This window comes from Pseudomonas sp. RC2C2, assembly GCF_018390435.1.
Classification (GTDB): domain Bacteria; phylum Pseudomonadota; class Gammaproteobacteria; order Pseudomonadales; family Pseudomonadaceae; genus Aquipseudomonas; species Aquipseudomonas donghuensis.
In genome coordinates this window covers 132,905-155,061 of record NZ_JAHBAX010000002.1, presented here as the reverse complement: position 1 = coordinate 155,061, position 22,157 = coordinate 132,905, and the positions used below count along the sequence as shown (strand labels likewise).

Annotated in this window: 23 protein-coding genes and 1 riboswitch; of the genes, 13 read left to right on the top strand and 10 right to left on the bottom strand. The window is 63.8% G+C overall.

Going from position 1 to position 22,157, the window contains the following annotated elements; translation table 11 throughout:
* The first annotated feature begins 1 nt into the window (after window position 1).
* Window positions 2-205: riboswitch (cobalamin riboswitch) on the top strand.
* 106 nt (window positions 206-311) lie between these two features.
* From KHO53_RS19150 to KHO53_RS19115, 8 genes are all read left to right on the top strand, one after another.
* Window positions 312-698, top strand: a complete 387-nt coding sequence (locus tag KHO53_RS19150) for a (2Fe-2S) ferredoxin domain-containing protein (RefSeq protein ID WP_159388314.1) — start codon at window positions 312-314, stop codon at window positions 696-698.
* A gap of 210 nt (window positions 699-908) precedes the next feature.
* Window positions 909-1,826: a citrulline utilization hydrolase CtlX gene (gene ctlX, locus KHO53_RS19145; protein ID WP_036994469.1), complete on the top strand. Its 918-nt coding sequence runs from the start codon at window positions 909-911 to the stop codon at window positions 1,824-1,826.
* Between the two features lie 20 nt (window positions 1,827-1,846).
* Window positions 1,847-2,893, top strand: a complete 1,047-nt coding sequence (ocd, locus tag KHO53_RS19140; RefSeq protein WP_213570667.1) for an ornithine cyclodeaminase — start codon at window positions 1,847-1,849, stop codon at window positions 2,891-2,893.
* 248 nt (window positions 2,894-3,141) lie between these two features.
* Window positions 3,142-3,921: an ABC transporter substrate-binding protein gene (locus KHO53_RS19135; RefSeq protein ID WP_213570666.1), complete on the top strand. Its 780-nt coding sequence runs from the start codon at window positions 3,142-3,144 to the stop codon at window positions 3,919-3,921.
* Between the two features lie 75 nt (window positions 3,922-3,996).
* Complete coding sequence (locus KHO53_RS19130; protein WP_010224629.1) at window positions 3,997-4,722, top strand: ABC transporter permease; 726 nt, start codon at window positions 3,997-3,999, stop codon at window positions 4,720-4,722.
* Window positions 4,719-5,432, top strand: coding sequence for an ABC transporter permease (locus KHO53_RS19125; RefSeq protein ID WP_010224630.1), 714 nt, complete (start codon window positions 4,719-4,721; stop codon window positions 5,430-5,432). The genes KHO53_RS19130 and KHO53_RS19125 overlap by 4 nt, the downstream gene beginning before the upstream one ends.
* Window positions 5,433-5,435: 3 nt before the next feature.
* On the top strand, window positions 5,436-6,287 hold the full coding sequence (locus tag KHO53_RS19120) for an ABC transporter ATP-binding protein (protein WP_010224631.1): 852 nt from the start codon (window positions 5,436-5,438) through the stop codon (window positions 6,285-6,287).
* Window positions 6,288-6,299: 12 nt separating this feature from the next.
* Window positions 6,300-6,794, top strand: coding sequence for an Lrp/AsnC family transcriptional regulator (locus KHO53_RS19115; protein WP_010224632.1), 495 nt, complete (start codon window positions 6,300-6,302; stop codon window positions 6,792-6,794).
* A 9-nt stretch (window positions 6,795-6,803) separates the two neighbouring features.
* On the opposite strand, the gene KHO53_RS19110 is transcribed toward KHO53_RS19115, so the two are convergent.
* From KHO53_RS19110 to KHO53_RS19070, 9 genes are all read right to left on the bottom strand, one after another.
* Window positions 6,804-7,856: an AI-2E family transporter gene (locus KHO53_RS19110; protein ID WP_010224634.1), complete on the bottom strand. Its 1,053-nt coding sequence runs from the start codon at window positions 7,854-7,856 to the stop codon at window positions 6,804-6,806.
* Between the two features lie 12 nt (window positions 7,857-7,868).
* Complete coding sequence (locus tag KHO53_RS19105) at window positions 7,869-8,666, bottom strand: DUF4892 domain-containing protein (protein ID WP_026001403.1); 798 nt, start codon at window positions 8,664-8,666, stop codon at window positions 7,869-7,871.
* A gap of 115 nt (window positions 8,667-8,781) precedes the next feature.
* On the bottom strand, window positions 8,782-9,636 hold the full coding sequence (locus KHO53_RS19100) for an alpha/beta hydrolase (RefSeq protein ID WP_036994415.1): 855 nt from the start codon (window positions 9,634-9,636) through the stop codon (window positions 8,782-8,784).
* Window positions 9,633-10,427, bottom strand: coding sequence for an alpha/beta hydrolase (locus KHO53_RS19095; RefSeq protein ID WP_213570665.1), 795 nt, complete (start codon window positions 10,425-10,427; stop codon window positions 9,633-9,635). Before KHO53_RS19095 ends, KHO53_RS19100 begins: the two co-directional genes overlap by 4 nt.
* A gap of 92 nt (window positions 10,428-10,519) precedes the next feature.
* Window positions 10,520-10,867 (bottom strand): hypothetical protein, encoded by a 348-nt coding sequence (locus KHO53_RS19090; RefSeq protein WP_036994412.1) that lies wholly within the window; start codon window positions 10,865-10,867, stop codon window positions 10,520-10,522.
* 91 nt (window positions 10,868-10,958) lie between these two features.
* The gene (locus tag KHO53_RS19085) at window positions 10,959-11,402 is read right to left on the bottom strand and encodes a hotdog fold thioesterase (protein ID WP_010224643.1); all 444 of its coding nucleotides are present in this window, start codon (window positions 11,400-11,402) and stop codon (window positions 10,959-10,961) included.
* Window positions 11,403-11,440: 38 nt separating this feature from the next.
* Window positions 11,441-11,896 carry a phosphohistidine phosphatase SixA gene (gene sixA / locus KHO53_RS19080; RefSeq protein ID WP_010224645.1) on the bottom strand — a complete coding sequence of 152 codons (456 nt, stop codon included), beginning with the start codon at window positions 11,894-11,896 and terminating at the stop codon, window positions 11,441-11,443.
* Entirely contained in the window at window positions 11,893-12,240 is a 348-nt protein-coding gene (locus KHO53_RS19075) for a DUF4389 domain-containing protein (protein ID WP_010224647.1), read from the bottom strand. The genes sixA and KHO53_RS19075 overlap by 4 nt, the downstream gene beginning before the upstream one ends.
* A 13-nt stretch (window positions 12,241-12,253) precedes the next feature.
* On the bottom strand, window positions 12,254-13,279 hold the full coding sequence (locus tag KHO53_RS19070; protein WP_010224649.1) for an NAD(P)H-dependent glycerol-3-phosphate dehydrogenase: 1,026 nt from the start codon (window positions 13,277-13,279) through the stop codon (window positions 12,254-12,256).
* A 171-nt stretch (window positions 13,280-13,450) separates the two neighbouring features.
* On the opposite strand from KHO53_RS19070, the gene KHO53_RS19065 reads away from it, so the two are divergent.
* The 5 genes from KHO53_RS19065 (at window position 13,451) to fabB (ending at window position 20,333) form a co-directional block, all read left to right on the top strand.
* Entirely contained in the window at window positions 13,451-15,562 is a 2,112-nt protein-coding gene (locus tag KHO53_RS19065) for a TonB-dependent receptor domain-containing protein (protein ID WP_213570664.1), read from the top strand.
* Complete coding sequence (locus KHO53_RS19060) at window positions 15,562-16,455, top strand: ABC transporter substrate-binding protein (RefSeq protein WP_213570663.1); 894 nt, start codon at window positions 15,562-15,564, stop codon at window positions 16,453-16,455. The genes KHO53_RS19065 and KHO53_RS19060 overlap by 1 nt, the downstream gene beginning before the upstream one ends.
* Window positions 16,452-18,380: a response regulator gene (locus tag KHO53_RS19055; RefSeq protein WP_159388308.1), complete on the top strand. Its 1,929-nt coding sequence runs from the start codon at window positions 16,452-16,454 to the stop codon at window positions 18,378-18,380. The genes KHO53_RS19060 and KHO53_RS19055 overlap by 4 nt, the downstream gene beginning before the upstream one ends.
* Before the next feature lie 205 nt (window positions 18,381-18,585).
* A complete protein-coding gene (fabA, locus tag KHO53_RS19050) occupies window positions 18,586-19,101 on the top strand; it encodes a 3-hydroxyacyl-[acyl-carrier-protein] dehydratase FabA (protein WP_010224657.1) in 516 nt (171 codons plus the stop codon).
* A gap of 11 nt (window positions 19,102-19,112) precedes the next feature.
* Complete coding sequence (gene fabB, locus KHO53_RS19045; RefSeq protein WP_213570662.1) at window positions 19,113-20,333, top strand: beta-ketoacyl-ACP synthase I; 1,221 nt, start codon at window positions 19,113-19,115, stop codon at window positions 20,331-20,333.
* Between the two features lie 170 nt (window positions 20,334-20,503).
* On the opposite strand, the gene KHO53_RS19040 is transcribed toward fabB, so the two are convergent.
* On the bottom strand, window positions 20,504-22,129 hold the full coding sequence (locus KHO53_RS19040) for a methyl-accepting chemotaxis protein (RefSeq protein ID WP_213570661.1): 1,626 nt from the start codon (window positions 22,127-22,129) through the stop codon (window positions 20,504-20,506).
* Between the last annotated feature and the right edge of the window lie 28 nt (window positions 22,130-22,157).

Sequence of the window (22,157 nt, the reverse complement as noted above, 5' to 3'; positions counted from 1 at the left end):
CAGATGCCTGCCAGTTTCAGGTGCCTGCCGCCGCCGTGCGTCAGGTGAAACGGGAAGCCGGTGCGTCGTTATCGACCAGTCCGGCGCTGCCCCCGCAACGGTAAGCGAGTGAAGCATTCAACCCGCCACTGTGCCCACAGGCATGGGAAGGCGAATGGCTTCAAGCCTCGCAAGCCCGGAGACCGGCCTGAAGCCCCACGACTGCATGCAGTCATTTAGGCAAACCTGCGGAGGGCGGGCACGAGCCGGCTGCCTGGCGCGTGTTGGCTGGGGCCCTCCTGTGCGCTTCGCGAATGTTTTTCGAGAAGTCCATGACAGCAACAACCCCCAAGCGTCGCCGCGGCCGCGTCGCCGAAGATGAAATCCAGAGCAAGCCCGAGTGGTCGCAGATCCCCGAGCATACCCGCCACGTGATGCTCTGCACCGGCCCTCGCTGCGTGCAACGCGGTGCCCTGCCGCTGTGGAAAATCCTGCGCCGCGAGCTGCTGGTGGCCAATCGTATCGAAACCACTGACGGCGTGCTGCTGACCCGCAGCCATTGCCAGTTCCCCTGCAACCTCGGCCCAGTGCTGACGGTGTATCCGGACCGTTGCTGGTACCGGGTGGCCAACGCCGAAGACGCGCAACGGCTGGTGCGCGAACACCTGATCGAGGGCCAGCCGGTGCCCGATCTGCTGCTCAATGGCCAGGTGTCATGAGGTGGTTCGGCGCCAGCTTACTGGCCGTGCTGAGCCTGGCGCGGCAGCTGCGGGCCTTCAAGCAAGACCCACCTTGAGTCGTCACAGCAGATTCCGCTGTCTAACCCACTACTTCAGCTTTACCGGCTGAGCGCCCAACGCGCTTCAGCCGGGATTTATCATTGATCAGGTCGACAATAAGCACACAGCCAACCCCGGATGCGTGCCTCGATGCAAACAACAAATACAGTCTTGATGATCCGCCCGGCGCGGTTCGCCTTCAACCCGGATACCGCCCTCAACAACCGCTTCCAGCAGGCCCTGCTCGAGCCGGAGCAGGCACAGCAGAAAGCGCTGGAAGAGTTCGATGGTTACGTCGACACCCTGCGCCAGCACGGCGTCGAAGTGCTGGTGGTGCAGGACACCCCGGCGCCGCACACCCCTGATTCGATCTTCCCCAACAACTGGTGGAGCAGCCACGCCGACGGCAGCCTGGTGCTCTACCCGATGGAAGGCCAGAACCGCCGCCTGGAGCGCAGCAAGGGCGTACTCAAGGTGCTCGAGGAACGTTTTGCCGTTCGTCAGACCATCGATCTGAGCCCCCTTGAACAGCAGAGTATGTATCTGGAAGGGACCGGCAGCATGGTCCTGGATCGCGAGCACCGGATCAGCTACGCCTGCCATTCCGGACGCACCCACACCCAGGCCCTGCGCCTGTTCGCCGAACAGCTCGACTATCGCCTGTGCCTGTTCCACGCCGTCGACCGCCACCAGGCACCGATCTATCACAGCAACGTGATGATGAGCGTCGGCCGCGGGCTCTCGGTGGTCTGCCTGCAGGCGCTGCCCGAGGCCGATGAACGCCGCGCCCTGGAGCATTCGCTGCGCGACACCGGCAAGGACATCCTGGCCCTGGACTTCGACCAGCTCGAAGGCTTCGCCGGCAACATGCTTGAAGTCCATGACAAGCAAGGCCAGCCGCTGCTGGTGATGTCGCGCAGTGCCTGGCGCTCGCTCAGGCCCGAACAACGCCGGCAGGTGGAGCAGCACAGCCACCCGGTGGTGGTGAACATCGACCACATCGAGCGCATCGGCGGCGGCAGCGCGCGCTGCATGCTCGCAGAAGTGCACCTGCCCGTCCGTCACTGATTACAACAAAGGAGTTCATCATGACCCGCTATATCGACGTTACCGACCTCAGCCGCCTGGTGGTCCGCAAAGGCCTGAGCACCTGCATCAGCGAGATGGCCGAGTACATCCGTGAGGACTACCTGCGCTGGCACGACTTCGAAAAATGCGCACGCCTGGCCAACCATTCACCCGATGGCGTGATCGAGCTGATGCCGGTGTCCGACGCCAACCTGTACGCCTTCAAGTACGTCAACGGCCACCCGAAAAACACCCAGCACGGCATGCTCACGGTGATGGCCTTCGGCGCTCTGGGCGACGTCGATACCGGCGCGCCGGTACTGCTCAGCGAAATGACCCTGACCACCGCCATCCGTACCGCCGCCACTTCGGCCCTGGCCGCCCGCTACCTGGCGCGCAAGGACAGCCGCAGCATGGCGCTGATCGGCAACGGCTCGCAAAGCGAGTTCCAGGCCCTGGCCTTCCACGCCCTGCTAGGCATCGACGACATCCGCCTGTACGACCTGGACCCACAAGCCAGTGCCAAGCTGGTGGCCAACCTCAGCGCCTTCCCGGCAATCAAGGTGAGCGTCGCCGGCTCCGTCGCCGACGCGGTGCGCGGTGCCGACATCGTCACCACGGTGACCGCCGACAAGGCCTACGCCACCATCCTCACCCCGGACATGATCGAGCCGGGCATGCACCTCAATGCCGTCGGTGGCGACTGCCCGGGCAAGACCGAGCTGCACCGCGAAATCGTCGAACGCGCGCGGGTGATCGTCGAGTACGAACCGCAAAGCCGCATCGAAGGCGAAATCCAGCAAATGCCCGCCGACTCGCCGACCACCGAGTTCTGGCAGGTAGTCAACGGCCAGGTGGCCGGCCGCGAGAACGCCGAGCAAGTGACCCTGTTCGACTCGGTCGGCTTCGCCCTCGAAGATTACTCGGCGCTGCGTTATGTGCTGGATGTGGCCAAGGCGCTGGACATCGGCAGCGAGATCGCCCTGGTGCCGGAACTCAAGGACCCCAAAGACCTGTTCGCGCTGCTGCGCGCACCGGTTGAAAACCTGCAGAAAAAACGCGCCTGAGGCCGACCGATTCTGCTGCGCTACGGCGCGGCAGATCGGAAACTGCTGCATGCGAAGCCTAAACAGGAGGTGCTTCAGCCGATTCGGCTGCAATACACGCGTTAACAGCAAAATCCGGCAGCCGACGCCGGCGCAAACGACACAAAAAAAACGTCGTCATCGCGCATTCTGAGCCCGACCCGAGAGTCACTAAAAGACCAGAAGCGCACCACTGCCCTACATCAACTATAAAACTCAGGGATACTCATATGACTTCGCTGCGAAAGCTCCTCAGCGTGCTGCTCCTGCCACTGTGCGCAAGTGCGGTGCAGGCCAAGGAATGGACCGAGATCCGTTTCGGCGTCTACCCCGAATACCCTCCTTTTGAATCCGTTGCCGCCGATGGCAGCCTGCAAGGCTTCGACATCGAGCTGGGCAACGCCATCTGCGCCAAGCTGCAGGTCAAGTGCACCTGGGTGCACAATGAATTCGACGGCATGATCCCGGCCCTGCGGGCACGCAAGTTCGACGCGATCATGTCGTCGATGGCGGTGACGCCGGCGCGGCAGAAACAGATCGACTTCAGCGCCCGGCTGTTCCTCAGCCCGACCTCGGTCATCGTGCGCAAGAACGCCGATTTCGGCGACACCCCAGAATCGCTCAAGGGCAAGCAGGTCGGCGTACTGCAAGGCTCGCTGCAGGAAGCCTACGCCCGCGCCAGGCTGGCGCCGCTGGGGGCCCAGGTCAAGGCCTACCAGTCCCAGGACCAGAACTACGCCGACCTGATCAACGGCCGCCTCGATGCCACCCTGACCGACAAGCTCGAAGCACAGCTGAACTTCCTCACCAAGCCCGAAGGCGCCGACTTCAAGAGCGGCCCGGCGATCAAGGACCCGACCCTGCCACTGGATATCGCCATGGGCCTGCGCAAGAACGACAGCGAGCTCAAGGCCCTGCTCGACAAAGGTATCGCCGCGGTGCACGCCGATGGCACTTTCGCCGAAATCCAGAAGAAGTACGTCGGCGACCTGGATATCTACAACGAGTAAGCCGTGCCGTCGTGATCAGTTCGCCCTGAGCTGATCACGGTCGCATTTGCCCTGCGTCCTACCGAGATTTTTCCCGTGAACGACTTCCTTCACTCCCATGGCTGGCAGGCCCTGAGCTTGCAGGGCTTCGGCCCACTGTTGCTGCAAGGGACCTGGATGACCCTGAAACTGGCGCTGCTGTCGCTAGCCCTGAGCCTGGCCCTGGGCCTGTTCGGCGCCAGCGCCAAGCTCTCGCGGCACACGTTGCTGCGGGTGCCGGCAACCCTGTACACCACCCTGATTCGCAGCGTGCCGGACCTGGTGCTGATCCTGCTGATCTTCTACACCCTGCAACTGTGGCTCAACGACCTGACCGACCTGCTCGGCTGGGACTACTTCGAGATCGATCCGTTTACTGCCGGGGTCATCACCCTGGGCTTTATCTATGGTGCCTACTTCACCGAGAACTTTCGCGGCGCGATCCTCAGCGTCCCAGCCGGACAACTGGAGGCCGCCACGGCCTACGGCTTGAGCACCGCGCAACGCTTTCGCCTGGTGCTGTTCCCGCAACTGATGCGCTTCGCCCTGCCGGGCCTTGGCAACAACTGGCTGGTGCTGCTCAAGTCCACCGCGCTGGTGTCGATCATTGGCCTGGCCGACTTGGTCAAGGCTGCGCAGAACGCCGGCAAGTCCACCAACAACACCCTGTACTTTCTGATCATCGCCGGGCTTGTGTACCTGCTGATCACCACCCTCTCCAACCGCTTGTTCAAGCACCTGGAGCGGCGTTACAACACCGGCATCAAGGGGCTGGCACGATGATCGAACTCTTTGAGCAATACGGCCAGGCCTACCTCTACAACGATGGCGCCGGGATGTCCGGGCTGGCCATGACCCTGTGGCTGTTCGTCATCACCATGGTCCTGGGCTTTTTCCTGTCGTTGCCGCTGGCCCTGGCGCGGGTGTCGCGCAGCCTGTGGCTGCGCTGGCCGGTGGAGTTCTACACCTTCGTGTTCCGCGGCACGCCGCTGTATATCCAGTTGCTGATCTGCTACACCGGCCTGTACGGGCTGGAGGTGGTGCGCGATCACGCCCTGCTCGACCAGTTCTTTCGCAACGCGCTGAACTGCACCCTGCTGGCCTTCGTGCTCAACACCTGCGCCTATACCGTGGAAATTTTCGCCGGGGCGATTCGCAACATCCCCCATGGCGAGATCGAAGCGGCCCAGGCCTATGGCCTGCATGGCTGGAAGCTGAACCTGTTCGTGGTGCTGCCAGCGGCCCTGCGGCGTTCGCTGCCGGCCTACAGCAACGAACTGATCCTGATGCTGCACGCCACCTCGCTGGCCTTCACCGCCACCATCGCCGACATCCTCAAGGTCGCCCGCGATGCCAACGCCGCCACCTTCCTGACCTTCCAGGCCTTCGGAACGGCGGCGCTGCTGTACATGTTGCTGTCCTTCGCGCTGGTCGGGCTGTTTCGCCTGGCCGAGCGACGCTGGATGGGCTTTCTTGTTCCTGCCCGAGGCTAACTCATGACCACTACCGTACACGCCCTGGCGACCGCCGAGCACACCCACAGCAGCCGCCCCACCCCGCGCATTGCCAGCATTGGCGCCGATGCCACGGTCAAGCTGAGCGTCGCCGACCTGCACAAGCGCTATGGTGAGCATGAAGTGCTCAAGGGCGTCTCGCTGCAGGCGCGCAAAGGCGACGTGATCAGCCTGATCGGCGCCAGCGGCTCGGGCAAGAGCACCATGCTGCGCTGCATCAACTTTCTCGAGCAGCCCGATGCCGGGGTCATCACCCTCGACAACCAAACGATCGAAATGCGCCAGGGCCGGGCCGGTGCCCGGGCGCCGCACCCGGCGCAGCTGCAGAACCTGCGCACGCGCCTGGCCATGGTCTTCCAGCATTTCAACCTGTGGAGCCACATGACCGTGCTGGAGAACATCTGCATGGCACCGCGGCGGGTGCTCGGGGTCAGTAGCCAGGAAGCCGAAGCCCGGGCGCGCAAGTACCTGGACAAGGTCGGTCTGCCGGCCCGCGCCGCCGACCAGTACCCGGCGTTTCTTTCCGGCGGCCAGCAACAGCGGGTGGCGATTGCCCGGGCGCTGGCCATGGAGCCGGAAATCATCCTCTTCGATGAACCGACCTCGGCCCTGGACCCGGAGCTGGTCGGCGAAGTGCTGAAAGTCATACAGACGCTGGCCGAGGAAGGTCGTACCATGCTCATGGTCACCCACGAGATGGGCTTTGCCCGTCAGGTGTCGAGCCAGGTGCTGTTCCTGCATCAGGGCCGGGTCGAGGAACAGGGAAGCGCCGAGATACTTGACCAGCCGCAGAGCGAGCGCCTGCAGCAATTTCTTTCCAACCGTTTGAAGTGAAGCCGAACCTGCATGGATACCAAGGTCAACAGCCCACAGACCACGCCGCCCCTGGACCGGATCGACGAAGCGATCATCGATGTCTTGCGCCATAACGGGCGCATCACCTATGAAAAGCTCTCATCGCTGGTGCACCTCACCCCACGCCCGTGCCTGGAACGGGTGCGCAAGCTGGAACGGCGCGGGGTGATTCGCGGCTATGGCGCAATCATCGATGTGCAGATGGTCTCGCCGGGGTTGTCACTGCTGGTGCTGGTGGCCCTCTCCAACCAGAGCGGGCGCGCCGCGCAAAAGGCTTTTGAGGCCTGCGTGCGCGCCTGTCCGCAGGTGTTCGACTGCCAGCTGATCAGTGGCCACTTCGATTACAGCCTGCGCATGCGCTGCCGTGACATGGAGCACTACCGGGTGCTGACCGAGACCTGGATGAACAACGACGAGCTGCACATCGACAAGCTGGTCGCCCACCCGGAGCTGGCGGTGGTCAAGAACACCGCCCCGCAGCTCTAAACCCGCCAATCAGGTACGCGGCGGCGCCACCGGCCCGCTGCGCGACCAGTCCAGCAACAGGCTGTAGGCCACCGCCAGCAAGGTCGGGCCGATGAACAGGCCGATAAAGCCGAAGGCCAGCAGGCCGCCAAACACCCCGAGCAGGACGATCACCAGCGGCAGGTTGCCGCCACGGCTGATCAGGTAGGGTTTGAGCACGTTGTCGACGCCGCTGATGATGAAAGTCCCCCAGAGGCCGAGGAACACCGCCATGCCGTACTCACCCTGCCAGGCCAGCCAGGCGGTGGCCGGCACCCAGGCCAGCGGTGGGCCCATGGGGATCAGGCTGAGCATGAAGGTGACGATTGCCAGCACCAGTGCCCCCGGTACCCCGGCAATCAGGAAGCCGATCAGCGCCAGCACGGCCTGCGCCGCTGCCGTACCAATCACACCGTTGACGACCCGTTGCACTGTGCCGGCGACCAGGTCCAGGTAATACTCACCACGCTCGCCGATCAGCCGGTCCAGCAGGCGCAGCACAAACGCCGCCAGCCGTGGCCCGTCCCGGTAGAAGAAGAACACGAAGACCAGGCTCAGGGTCAGCTCGAGAATGCCGCTGCCGATCTGCGCGCTGCGCGCCAGCAGCCAGTTGCCGACCTGGCCGAGGTACGGCTTGATCGCCGTCAGTAACGCCGCGCCCTGCTGGTCGATGGTGTCCCACATGCCGACCAGACGCCCGCCCACGAACGGCACGCTACCCAGCCAAACGGGCGCATCGGGCAGGCCGTCGACCTGCACGTCGCGTACGAAGGCGGTGGCATCACGAATGTGATCGGCCAGGTTGAAGCCCAGCCACACCAGCGGCAACGCCACCAGCAGGATCCACAAACTGGTCAGCAAGCCTGCCGCCAGGGTTTCGCGGCCGCCGAGCAGGCGGGTCAACAGGCGCATCAGCGGCCAGCTGGCATAGGCCAGGATGGCGCCCCAGAGCAGCGCCGAGATAAACGGTGCCATCACCCACAGGCCGGCGCCAAGCAGCGCCAGCAGGATGATTTGCACCAACAGGCGGTCATTATTGGGCATCATGCTTCTCGATCAACGAATCAGTTCGACGTGGAAACCATCAGTCTCGGCCTGACCCACTTCCAGCCGCGCCGGACGTACCCCGGCCTTGACCAGTTGCTCGCGCCAGGCTTCGGCCTTGGCCCCGCTCAGGCTCACGCGCAAGGTGGTGCTGTTGTTCAGGCTGCGCCCGAGCAGGTTGATCCAGGCTTCTGGTGGCTCGCCATCAAGGTCAGGGTAGTCGAGCTTGCCGGTGTCGAGCAGTTCGCGCATCAAGGTTGCCGGCGTTGGCAGCAGCTCGCCCAAAGGCGCGTCGGCGACGAATTCCTCGACGTGCAGGTAGGCGCGCTTGTTACCGCGAGTGATGCTGTACAGGGCGACCAGGGTGTTGTTCTGCTCGGCGGAGCGGCGCAGCAGAATGAACGCCTGTTGCTCGTCGGCGCCCGACAGTAGGCGGTTCTTGAACACCTCGTTGGCCCACAGGCTGTTTTCGCCGCAATCGCGGGCCTGACACCAGAACAACGGGTAGCCACCGTCCTTTTGCAAGGCTTCCCGGGCGGCGGTGAAGGCTTCATTGGCGCTGCGCTCGCGCGGCAGCTCATAGGTGGTCGAGCTGACCTGGCCGCGGCTTTCGATCTTGCCTTCGACCCGCAACTGGTTGCTGATCTTGCGCAGGCCACCCAGCGGGTAGACCCGTTCCTGTACCAGCGCCGGGCGCTGATCGACCACCTTGGCGTCCAGCGGGACCGGCAAGCTGTCGGCCAGCAACGGCGCGCTGGCAAGAACGCCGAGCCCGGCCATCGCGGCCTGGATGAAAAGTATGAGCCTCATAGGCTCGCCACCGAGCGCGGGGCGTCAAGGTGGTCAACGGATGTGGCGTTGTCTTGCTCGTTCATGGTTGTCTCCCTGTTCAACCCGCCAAGCCTCGACAGTTGCCCGCCACAAGTCAAGAAATGCCAAAGAAGCGATTGAAACAGTCTGCAACAAGGGTTGCGCCGGTCTCGTCATTCAGGTGCAGGTGATGGCCGCCCGGCAGTTGTTCTCGCTCAAAGGGTAGCTGCTCAAGCAACTCGCCGTGGCGCGCGAGCATACCGTCCGCGGCCACCACCAGTTTCGCCGGGCAGGCGATGCGCTGCACGAAGCTCATCGCCTGGGCTTCGTTGAGCCGAGTCGGTGATGGCAGGGTCAGACGGCTGTCGCTGCGCCAGCTGAAGCCACCGGGTACCGGCATCAGCCCGCGCTGGGCGAGCAGTTCGGCGGCTTCGCGGCTGACCGCCACCAGGCCTTTCATGCGCGCCTCGATGGCCTGGTCGAGGGTCGGGTGCACCGCCTTGCGCTTGCTGTCCAGGCGCAGTTGCGCCTGCAGGGCCATGCCCATGCGCTCGGCGGCATCCTGCGGGCCGCTGGTGGGCGGGATCACCCCGTCGATCAGGGCCAGTCGGGTGACCCGCTCGGGCAGCGCGCCGGCCAGCACGACCGAGATGATCGCCCCCAGCGAGTGTCCGAGCAGGGCAAAACGTTCCCACTCCATCTGCTCGGCGACCCGCAGCACATCATGGGCGTAGTCGGCCAGGGCATAGCCGGCGCCGGCCGGGCGATGCTCGGAATGGCCGTGGCCAGCCAGGTCCAGGGCCAGAATGCGCAAGCCCTTGAGCCGCGGCGCCAGGCGGGCAAAGCTGTTGGCGTTGTCCAGCCAGCCGTGCAAGGCAATCACCGGCAGGCCATCGACCGGGCCGAACAGGTGCGCGGCCAGTTCGATATGGCCGAGGTTCAGGCGCACTTCTTCCATTTCGGTGGTCATGCCGACGTATCCTGCCAGCGGTCGAACAAGCCCTTGATCAGGCTCGCGGTGTCGGTTGGGTGCTCCAGCGGAAACATATGCCCGCCGGGCAGGCTATGGTACTCCCCCCGGGGCATGCCCCGTACAGCCAGGGCATGATGGCGTTTGACCACCCGGCTGTGGCTGCCACGGACCATGGCCAGGGGCAGTTCAAGCAGTTTGGCCGGGCTCGGGCTGGTGTGCGGCAGGCTGCGGTAGATGCTGATTTCGGTGGCCGGATCAAAGCGCAGGCGCAAACCGTCTCCGCCCGGCTGCAGGCCATGCTCCAGGTAGGCGTCGAGGCACTCGGGGTCGAAATGCCGGAACAGCGTCTTGCCGGCGAAATAGGCCCGGGCGCTGTCACGGTCGGCAAACGCTTCGCGGCGCCCCAGGGTACGCCCGGCCGGGGTAATGCGATCGATAAAGCCCATGCGCTTGGCCGCCTGGATCAGCCACTGATCGACCCGGGTCAACACCGGCGAATCGAGCATCACCACGCCGCGATAGTACTGCGGGCAGCGCATGGCGGCATGCAGGTGCAACATGCCGCCCAGGGAATGGCCGACGCCCCAGACCGGCCCCGGCTGTTGTTCCAGGTGATGGATCAGCTCGTCGACCAGGCTCTGCCAGTTGTCATTGACCGGAAAGCGCGGATCGTGGGCGTGTTGGGCCAGGTGGGTCACCTGATAGTCCGGCGCCAGCGCAGCAAAGAGCTTGCCGTAGGTGGCCGAGGGGAAGCCATTGGCATGGGCGAAGAAGATCTGCTGCGACATGGCCGCCAATCCAGAGGGAAGTGATGGCTCATTGTCGGCAACCGCACCCGCGGCGGCAATGTCCGGAAAAGCCATCGGCGACGGCAATCAGGTCAATACTCGCCGAAACTGGCCATCGAGCGGCGCAGGCAAGCCTGCATATAAGCCAATTGCTGCTCCAGCGCTTCGCGGGCGCGACGTCTGTCTTCGACATCGAGTTCGAGTCGGCGCAGGGCCAGGCAACTGGTCTGCAACAGGTGCGACATGCGGATACTGGCCTGGCGCAGCTGTTCCAACTCGTACTGGCCTTCGAACTTGCGCAACAGGTAGTCGAGCTTGGCATCGGCGCTGTCTTGCAAGATGCGGTACTCGGCAAAATCCAGTGCCTGATGCCTTTGTACCTTGTCGAGCGTGGACCGCACGTCGACCGAGTACACCAGATCCAGATGTCTACTGCTCATAGTCGAATTCCCTGGGACCCCCTGCCCCGCAACTTCAACGCACGCTAACAAGCTGCACGGGACACGACAACTGGTAAAAATGCCAGGTCGATCAGCGGCTGGGGACGTCCTGGCCGAGAGGAATCACGGCCATGGTCAAGCGTGAAATGCAGCTGGCCTTGCCCTCGTCGCTGCTCAGGCGAATATCCCAGACGTGGGTACTGCGGCCGATGTGTACCGGTTTGGCCGTCGCCGTTACCCGCCCGCCACGGATCCCGCGCAGGTGGTTGGCGTTGATTTCCAGGCCCACGCAGTAGAATTTCTGCGGGTCGATGCACAGGCAGCTGGCCATCGAACCGACCGTTTCGGCCAGCACCACCGAAGCGCCGCCGTGCAGCAGGCCGAACGGCTGGTGGGTACGGTGATCGACGACGATGCTGGCGCTCAGCGAGTCTTCGCTGAATGCTTCAAAACGGATGTCCAGCACTTCGCCAATGGTGTTCTTCTGCAAGGCGTTGAGTTGTTCGATGTCAGGCTGGGTATGCCACAGGCTCATGGGCGCAATTCCTTGTTGTGCTTGTTATTGAGGGTGACTCACGGGTGCTTGAGACTCTTGAGGGTCATCAGCCCGGCCAGCGGCCAGTCGCCTTCAAGCTGTGCCAGGCTGGCGGTACTCATGGGCGCCGGGGTGCGGTAATGGCCGTGCTCCAGCAGCCCCACAAGCGTGCCCACCAGCGGCTGGTGACTGACCAGCAGCACCTCCTCCAGGCCCAGCTTGTCCAGCTCGGCGATGACCGCTTGCGGATCGCTGTCCGGCGTCAGCCAAGGCACGGTCTGCACCGGCTTGGCAAAACCGAGGGCCTCGTGGACCAGCGCGGCCGTCTGTTGGGCGCGCACGTAGGGGCTGGCGAGGATCACCTGCGGCGGCTGGCCAAGCAGCACCGCCGCGCTGCGCAGCACCTGCTCGCGGCCATGGGCGGTGAGCCGACGCTCGGCGTCGGTGTGGGCCCGTGGCTCGGCTTCGCCGTGACGCAAGACCCAGAGCTTCACAGCTTTGGCTCTTCGTCACGCACCGGATGCGGCGCAGGCGGCACGCTGTGCGCGGCTTCGCCTTCCGGCGCGCGCGGGGTTGGCCAATCGGCGAATGGCCAGGGTTTCTGGTCGCTGTGGAAGCTGCCGAAGCGGCCGATCTGGGCCAGGAACTGGCTGAGGCTGTCGCCGAAATTCATCAGGCTGGCGCTCGGTGCGCCGTAGATCAGCCGATAGATCAGTTGCACCAGCACCAGGCCGCCGAGCAACAGTTCGGCCAGCTGCCAGACCACCAGGAACACCAGCATCCACAACACGCGCAAGATGATCGATTCGCGCTGGGTCTGGTTGGAAGATTCGTTCATGTCCTGCTCCTGCTTAGTTGAAACCGCTGGTGGAGATAAAGTCGACATCGGTTTTCGGCTCGCCGCGCATCAGCAGCTCGATCACCTGGGTCAGGGTCCGGCCTTCGAACAGGATCGCATGCAGCCCGGCCACCAGGGGCATGTAGACCTGCACTTGCTGGGCTTTGACCTTGAGCACCTTGAGCGTGTTCACCCCTTCGGCGACTTCGCCCAGGCGGCTGACCGCCTCATCCAGGCTCAGGCCCTGGCCCAGGGCGTAGCCAACTTGATAGTTACGGCTCTTGGGCGAGGAGCAGGTGACGATCAGGTCGCCGACGCCGGCCAGGCCCAGAAAGGTCATCGGGTTGGCCCCTTGGCTGACGGCAAAGCGGGTCATCTCGGCCAGGGCGCGGGTGATCAGCATGCTCTTGGTGTTTTCGCCCATGCCCAGGGCCACGGCCATGCCGGCGATGATCGCGTAGACGTTCTTCAGCGCCCCGCCCAGTTCGACGCCAAAGCGGTCGCCGCTGGCGTAAACGCGAAAGGTGCGCCCGTGCAACACGGCCTGAACGCGCTGGCACAGCGCTTCGTCTTCACTGGCAACCACGGTGGCGGTCAATGCGTGTTCAGCCACTTCGCGGGCCAGGTTCGGCCCCGACAGCACGCCGATGCGCGCTTGAGGCGCGATTTCTTCGAGGATCTGGCTCATCAGCTTGAAGCTCTGCGCCTCGATGCCCTTGGTCAGGCTGACCAGCATCTTGCCGCCCAACAGCTGGGCATGGGGCGCCAGCACGCTGCGCAGGGCACTGGAAGGCAAGGCCACGAAGATCAGCTCGCAGGCCTCGAGGGTCGCCAGCAGATCGTTGACCGGCTCAACCCCGGCATGCAGCTTGATGCCTTTGAGGTAGCGCGGGTTCTCGCGGTTGCTGCGCATGGCCTCGGCCTGCTCGGGGTCGCGCATCCATTGCCGCACCCGAACGCCGTTTTCCGCCAGTAGATTCGCCACGGCGGTGCCGAAACTCCCGCCTCCCAGAACTGCAACAGGCTGCTGTTCAGTCATATCCAATCCGTTAAAACCAATTAAAGTGGCGACTTGCGCATTATACGGAGCGCCAGTGCCAGAGCCAGTGGCAGATGACCGAATCGGCCTTGGCATCGCCTTGAGCACGACTGGAAAATACCCGTCACTCGGTTAACATGCCCGACTTGAACCCGCTACCAAGGCCGCACTGTGTCTTTTGGCCCGACCTCCACACGCCCTTTGTTGCTGCTGACAGCCCTGCTCAGCGGCCCCAGTATGGCTGACGACCTGTTCGTCGACAGCCAGGCCCTGCCACAGGTGCTCACCGCCACCCGCCTCAAGCAATCGCCAGCGGCGGTGCCGGGCAGCATGACCGTGCTCGACAGCGAGCTGATTCGCGCCAGCGGCGCCCGCGACATTCCCGAACTGCTGCGCCTGGTGCCAGGCATGATGATCGGCTATGGCGCCGGCAACCAGCCGACGGTCAACTACCACGGCAGCAACGTCAACGATGCCCGGCGCATGCAGGTACTGATCGACGGCCGCTCGGTGTACCGCGCAGGCCTGGCCACCGTGGACTGGAGCGACATTCCGCTGGCGATGGAAGACATCGAGCGCATCGAGGTGTTTCGTGGCCCCAACACCGTCAGCTATGGCGCCAATGCGCTGATGGCGGTGGTCAACATCCTTACCCGCAACCCGGCCGACAGCCATGGCACGCGCCTGAAAGTCACCCGCGGCCAGCGCGGCATCAATGACTGGTACGCAAGCCAGGGCCTGGACTGGGACGGTGGCGACCTGCGCCTGTCGCTCTCGGGGATGCAAGACGATGGCTTCGACGAAAACCGCTGGGGCCAGGACTACCGCGACAGCCGCCGCCTCAACCGTCTGGGTTTGAGTGCCAGCCACAGCCTGGCCAGCAACCAGAGCCTGGACTGGCAATTCTCGGCCAAGGAAGGCAGCGATCAACGGCCCTATACCTATAAACCGGTGTTTCCCTATGTCACTGCGGCAGGCAACAACGCCGACCTCAACGCCAAGGACTATGCCGGTTCGCTGCGCTGGAACATCGACTTCAACCCCGACCACAGCCTCTATGTGCAGGGCTCGGCCCAGCACTGGGAGCGCGAGCAAGTGTGGCGTGCCTGTGACGCGGCGCTGTCCTTCAGCCCGCAACTGACCCAGCTCTGGCGCCTGAACCCGAACTACGCAGAGCAGGTGGCCCGCAACATCACCTCGCCACTGCCTGCAGGCAGCGCCGAGGAGCGCGCCCTGGCCGAACAGGTGCAGCAGCAGTGGCGCAATGGCGGCGCGCAACAAGTATGCGGCGATATCGACCAGAGCACCCGCGAGACCCGCTATGACCTGGAGGTGCAGGACACCCTGAGCCTGTCCGACAGCCTGCGCCTGGTCAGCGGGGCCAACTACCGGTACGACCGCGCCGACTCGCAGACTTACTTCAATGGCAGCCTGGATGACAGCACCTGGCGCCTGTTTGGCCACCTGGAATGGCGCGCCGACGAGCACTGGATCCTCCAGGGCGGGGCGATGTACGAAGATACCCGCCTGTCCGGCAGCTCCCTGACCCCGCGGATGGCGCTCAACTACCTGATCACCCCGCGCCACGGCTTGCGTGCGGTGTACTCCGAAGCCGTGCGCTCGCCGGACATGTTCGAGAACAACGTCAACTGGAGTTATCGGGTCAACAACCTGGTACCCGGCGCCTTCGGCCAGCGCAACGCCGAGTACTTCGTCAAGACCCGCGGCCCCGGCGATCTTGAACAGGAGCGTATGCGCTCGCGGGAACTGGGCTATAACGGATACTTCGCCGATGCCGACCTGAGCGTCGACCTCAAGCTGTTCTACGATGAAATCACCGGCATGATCAGCGAGCCGCTGCGCAACAACCAGTACATTGCCAGCAACAGCAACAGGGCCCGCTTCAGTGGCAGCGAAGCGCAACTGGACTGGCGCCTGAGCCAGGCCGACCGTGTGCGCCTGACCTACGCCTACGTCGACGCCTGGGCCAGCAACCCGGCCGACCGCCGCCTGAGTGCGCGCAACAGCGGCTCGGCCGGCTGGCTGCGTGACTGGGGCATGGGTTGGTCCAGTGCTCTTTTCTACTACGGCGATGACGCCCTCAACCAGTACCGCTTCGAACGGGTTGATCTGCGCGTTGCCAAGCGCCTGCGCTGGGAGCGCACCAGCCTGGAGCTGGCGGGCATGCTCCAGCAGCGCCTGGACGACGAGCCGACGACCATCTACGACAACCGTTATGACAGCCGCCAGGTGCTGTCTTTCAGTGCGCAGTTGGAGTTCTGATGCGTTACCTGCGGCGCTGGCTGCTGCTGATCTGCCTGTGGCCCCTGAGTGCCCTGTCCGCCAGTGAAATCCTGCTCACCGGTAGCCAGGACAGCCCCGGCGTGCGCAGCTTCGTCGAGGCGTTACGCGAACGCCGCCCGGCTGACCAGGTGCACTTCGTGCCAGTGGCCGAGCTGCCACGCCCCAGCCAGATCAAAGCCGCCACCCGCTTGATCCTGCTTGATGGCCCCAGCCTCGAATGGCGCCTGAGCGAAACCGCCGGGCCTGCGGCGCTGGCCTTGCGCGTGAGCCGGGTGCAGGCCCAGCAACGCCTGGGCAGCCTGCGCCCGGCGTACCTGAGCCTGCTGTGGAGCGACCCACCCCCGGCCCGCCAGCTGCGCCTGACCCGCTACCTGTTGCCACAGGCCAAACGGGTGGGCGTGCTCTATACCGAACATAGCCAGTTTCTCCTCGACGAGCTGCGCAAGGCGGCGCGCCCGTTGGGCCTGGAAATCATCGCCGAAGCCTGGCCCGACCTGCGCGACAGCCGGCCATTGCAAACCCTGCTGCAAAACAGCGATGTACTGCTGGGCATCGATGACCCGCAGTTGTACAACTCAAAGTCGGCGAAGAATGTTCTGCTCAGCAGTTATGGTCGACAGATGGCGTTGATCGGGCCGAATGCCGGGTTCGTCAAGGCCGGTGCCCTGGCCAGCACCCTGAGTGACCAGGACGACTGGCTGGCGGTGCTCGATCGGCTGCTCGAGCAACCACCCAACCGCTGGCCGCGAACGCTCTACCCTGATCATTTCAGCGTCCTGGGCAACCAGCAGGTGGCCCGCGCCCTGGGCATCGAAGCGATTGACCCGGCCGCCGCCGCCCTGGCCGTGGCCGAAGGAGAAAGCACACCATGAGTCGGCGCCTGAGCTGGGACATTCACACCCGCACGCAGATCATCAGCCTCGGCCCGGCCCTGTTGCTGACCCTGCTGTTGATCAGTTTCTTTACCTTCGTGCGCATCCAGGACCTGCGCCAGGAGCTCAACCACACCGGCCAACTGATCGCCAACCAACTGGCCCCGGCCTCCGAATACGGGGTGATCGCCGGCAACAACGAAGTGCTCGAGAGCCTCATGCGCGCTACCTTGAGCATCCCCCACGTGCGCTTTCTCGAGGTGCAGGACAGTAGCAACCATATTCTCGTCTATGTCGAGCAGCCGGATGAGAGCAGCAACCGTGCGCAGCAGGTGGAAGTGTTCCAGGCACCGATCCGCCTGCAGCAGATTCGCCTGGACAACGACTTTCTGCACAATAACGCGCCAACCAAGAACATCGGCGATGACTACCTCGGAAGGGTCATCGTCGGCATGTCGGACGACGCCTTCAGCGAGCGGCAACAGGAGATCGTGGTCAAGGCCGGGATCCTCGCCCTGTTCGCCCTGCTGTTCACCTTCATACTTGCCCGGCGCCTGGCCCTGAGCCTGGCCAAGCCGATCAGCGATATGGGCCATGCGGTCAAGGCCATCCAGCAAGGCGATTTCAATGCGCCGTTGCCGGTGGTCGATGACAGTGAACTGGGGCACCTGGCCCGGCACATCAACAACCTTGCCAGTGCGCTGGGCAAGGCCAGCCATGAACAGCAACAAGCCATGTCGCAACTGATCCAGGCCCGCGAGGAAGCCGAACAGGCAAACAAGGCCAAATCTGATTTCCTGGCGATGATGAGCCACGAGCTGCGTACGCCGATGAACGGCGTCATGGGCATGCTGCAACTTCTGGAAACAACCTCGCTCAACGAAGAGCAGGCCGAATACACCGCCGTGGCCAGCGAATCCACCGGGCACCTGCTCAAGGTCATCAACGACATTCTTGATTTCTCGCGCATCGAACGTACCGCTCTGGAGCTGGAACACATCGACTTCAACCTCGGCGAGCTGATCGGCAGCAGCGTCCAGTCGTTCCAGCACCTGGCCCAGCAGCGCGAGCTGGACCTGCAGTTGCACCTGCCGCCGGGCATGGAGCAACTGCAGGTAGTCGGCGACCCGACCCGCATTCGCCAGGTGCTGCTCAACCTGATCGGCAATGCACTGAAGTTCACCGAACACGGCAGTGTGCACATCGAACCACGCTGGCAGGTGCTCGACCGCCAGCTGATCTGGTTCACCTGTGCGGTACGCGACACCGGTATCGGCATCGACAACACGCGCCTGGAAATGATGTTCGTGGCATTCCAGCAGGCCGACAGTTCGATTTCCCGCCGCTATGGCGGCACCGGCCTGGGCCTGTCGATCGCCCGCACCCTGACCGAACGGATGGGCGGTACCCTGCGCGGCGAAAGCCGTGAAGGCCTGGGTTCGATCTTTACCCTGGAAATGCCCCTGGCCTTGTCCACCGCGCAAACGCCACGCCTGCCCGGTGGCCTGACCCGTGCCGAAGACGACGGCCAGGGCCGGCGCATCTTGCTGGTCGAAGACAACCCGGTGAACCAGACAGTGATCGAAGCCATGTTGCGCAGCCTGGGCTTTGAGGTGTGCGTCGCCGTCGACGGCGCCCAGGCCGTGGCCCAGGCCGGGCGCCAGCGCTTTGCCGCGGCACTGATGGACTGCCGCCTGCCGATCATCGATGGCTACGAAGCCACCCGGCGCATTCGCCAGCTGCCGCAGGCCGCCGCCATGCCGATTATCGCCCTGACCGCCAACGCCTTGCAGGGTGACCGCGAGCGTTGCCTGAACGCGGGCATGAACGACTACCTGGCCAAGCCGTTCAAACGCACTGATCTGCAGCAAATTCTGCAACGCTGGCTGCCCGGTCAGACAGCTGTGACTGGCGATAAATGCTAAATTGCGGCAGTCTTAGAGACTGGACAAGCGCCGCGAAGGGCTTGAAAATAAAATTTCAGTGCACAAGTGTACTTCTTTGCCCCGTGCGCTGTGACTTTCACTACAACGCAATAGTCTATGTGTAGGCTGCCGGCTCAAACGTACATGTTTTGGGACGGCCGGGAAGATTTGCCCCCTGCCGCACGGGGACTATTGAGGAGCTCGCATGACCAAACAAAACGCCTTTACTCGGGAAGACCTGCTGCGCTGCAGTCGCGGTGAGCTGTTCGGCCCAGGTAACGCGCAACTGCCCGCCCCGAACATGCTGATGGTGGATCGCATCACCCATATCAGCGCCGAGGGTGGCAAGTACGGCAAAGGTGAATTGGTCGCCGAGCTGGATATCACCCCGGACCTGTGGTTCTTCGCCTGCCACTTCGAAGGTGATCCGGTGATGCCAGGCTGCCTGGGCCTGGACGCCATGTGGCAACTGGTCGGTTTCTTCCTCGGCTGGCAAGGCTTGCCGGGCCGTGGTCGTGCCCTGGGTTCGGGCGAAGTGAAATTCTTCGGCCAGGTCCTACCGACCGCCCAGAAAGTCACCTACAACATTCATATCAAGCGCGTCCTCAAAGGCAAGCTGAACATGGCCATCGCCGATGGTTCGGTCAGCGTCGACGGTCGCGAGATCTACACCGCCGACGGCCTCCGGGTCGGCGTATTCACCTCCACTGACAACTTCTAAGGGTTATCCGCATGCGCCGCGTCGTTATCACTGGTCTGGGCATTGTTTCGTGCCTGGGCAATGACAAAGAGACCGTCTCCGCCAACCTGCGTGCAAGCCGCCCTGGCATCCGATTCAACCCGGAATATGCCGAAATGGGTCTGCGTAGCCAGGTTTCCGGCTCCATCGACCTCAACCTCGAAGAACTGATCGACCGTAAAGTCTTCCGTTTCGTCGGTCACGCCGCCGCCTATGCCTACCTGGCGATGGCCGACGCGATCAAGGACTCGGACCTGACCGAAGAGCAGGTCTCCAACCCGCGTACTGGCCTGATCGCAGGCTCAGGCGGCGCGTCGACCCTGAACCAGATGGAAGCGCTGGACATCCTGCGTGAAAAAGGCGTCAAGCGCGTTGGCCCCTACCGCGTCACCCGGACCATGAGCAGCACCGTCTCGGCGTGCCTGGCCACCCCGTTCAAGATCAAGGGCCTGAACTACTCCATCGCTTCCGCCTGCGCCACCAGTGCTCACTGCATCGGTACCGCCATGGAACAGATCCAGATGGGCAAGCAGGACATCGTCTTCGCCGGTGGCGGTGAAGAAGAGCACTGGAGCCAGTCGTTCCTGTTCGACGCCATGGGCGCACTGTCCAGCAAGCGCAACGACACCCCGGAAAAAGCCTCCCGTGCCTACGACGCTGACCGTGATGGCTTCGTCATCGCTGGCGGTGGCGGTATGGTCGTGGTTGAAGAGCTGGAGCACGCCCTGGCCCGTGGCGCCAAGATCTACGCCGAAATCGTCGGCTACGGCGCCACTTCCGACGGCTACGACATGGTCGCTCCAAGTGGCGAAGGCGCCATCCGCTGCATGCAGATGGCCATGTCCACTGTCGACACCCCGATCGACTACCTGAACACCCACGGCACCTCGACGCCGGTCGGCGACGTTGCCGAGATCAAGGGCGTTCGCGAAGTATTCGGCGACAAGGCTCCAGCCATCAGCTCGACCAAGAGCCTGTCCGGTCACTCCCTGGGCGCTGCCGGCGTTCACGAAGCGATCTACTGCATGCTGATGATGGAAGGCAACTTCATTGCCGGCTCCGCCAACATCGACGAAGTGGACCCGGAAGTAGCCGACATGCCGATCCTGACCAAGACTCAGGAAAATGCCAAGATCGATACCGTGATGAGCAACAGCTTCGGTTTCGGCGGCACCAACGCCACCCTGGTGCTCAAGCGCTGGGCAGGCAAATAAGGGCTAGCCCCCCTTATGTTCGAACGCCCCGACTCGTCGGGGCGTTTTTGTTTGTGCCATCCAGGGCCGCTGCGCGCCCCATCACCGCCAAGCCCGGCGCCCACAGTTACTGCAGGCGCTAGCCCTTGTGGGAGCTGGCTTGCCAGCGATGGGCTGCACAGCAGCCCCTCCTACACCGAAAACCGCCCCACCAACCCATTGAGTTCGATCGCCAGCTGCGACAATGCCTGGCTCGCCGCGTTGGTCTGATTGGCCCCCGCCGAGGTCTGCATGGCCAAGTCGCGAATATTGGTCAGGTTGCGGTCCACCTCCCGCGCCACCTGTGCCTGCTGCTCCGAGGCACTGGCAATCACCAGGTTGCGCTCGTTGATCAGGCTGATGGCCGCGGCTATCTCCTCCAGCGCCGCACCGGCAGCATGAGCGCCCTCCAGGGTGCCGCGAGCCCGTTCGTTGGTCTGCTGCATACCCTCAACGGCGCGATGGGTGCCTTGCTGGATGCCATCGATCATCTGCTCGATTTCACGGGTGGATTGCTGGGTGCGATGGGCCAGTGCCCGTACTTCATCAGCCACCACAGCAAAACCACGCCCGGCATCACCGGCCCGTGCGGCTTCGATCGCAGCATTGAGGGCCAGCAGGTTGGTCTGCTCGGCAATCGCGCCGATCACATCCAGCACCTTGGTGATGCCATTAACCTGCTGCGCCAGTTGCCCGACCTCTTCGGCGTTGGCGGTAACACCGGCCGCCAGGCCCTCAATCGACGTCACGGTCAGGCGCACCTGCTCGCGTCCTTGACGGGCAATGCGGTCCGACTCGCGCGAAGCTTCGGAAGTGGCCACGGCATTGCTCGCCACCTCCTCCACTGCGGTGGTCATCTGGTTGACCGCGGTCGCCGCCTGCTCGATTTCCTGGCTTTGCTGCATCAGCCCACGGGTGGCATCTTCCGTCACCGCGCTGAGCTCCTCGGAGGCCGAGGCCAACTGGCCGGAGGAGTCGGAGATGCGCCCGATGGTATCGCGCAGGCTTTGCTGCATCTGCTTCAAGGCTGCAAGCAAGCGTGCCGGCTCATCCTTGCCCTGCACCGAAATCTGCGGGGTAAGGTCGCCGGTGGCCACCACTTCGGCAACCTTCAGGGATTGCGCCAACGGCCGGACGATACTGCGGGTCAGGGTCAGGGCCAGCACCACCGTGAGCACCACGGCGGCAATCAGCCAGCCAATCACCCAGATCCGCGCCTCCTTGTAGACGACTTCGGCAAGGTCGGTCGCGGTATTGGCATGCTGGTTATTGAGCGCGATCAGCTCGTTGAGGCTGGCCGTCAACTGGTCGGCCAGCTGATTCATCTCACCGTTGACCATGGCCACCGCCTCTTCGAGCCGGTGCTCGGCAGACAGCTCCATCACCTGCGCCTGCAGCTTGAGGTAACGCTGCTCCAGACTCAGGTAGCGGTCGAACAGGACCTGCTCTTCAGGCAGCACGATCAGCGCCTGGTACTTCTGCTGGGCCTTGCCCAGGCCCGCCTTGATCTCTTCGATGCGCGACTTGTTCTGCGCCAGCGCCGCCTCATCGCGATTGACCAGCAGGCGCAGGGTCAAGGCGCGGATGCGCAGCATGTCCTGGGTCATCTGGCCGACCGAAATGACGCTGGGCAACCAGTTGCTGTCGACCTGCTCGGACTGCTGGCGCATGCTGGTCATCTGCATCAGGGCAAACGCGCCCAAGGCAAACACCAGCGCCGCCACCAAGCCAAAACCCAGGCCGGCCCTGGGCGCGATATTCATGCTTCTCAAGCTCATCTTCTGGCTCCCTCCAAAAGCGCTGCAC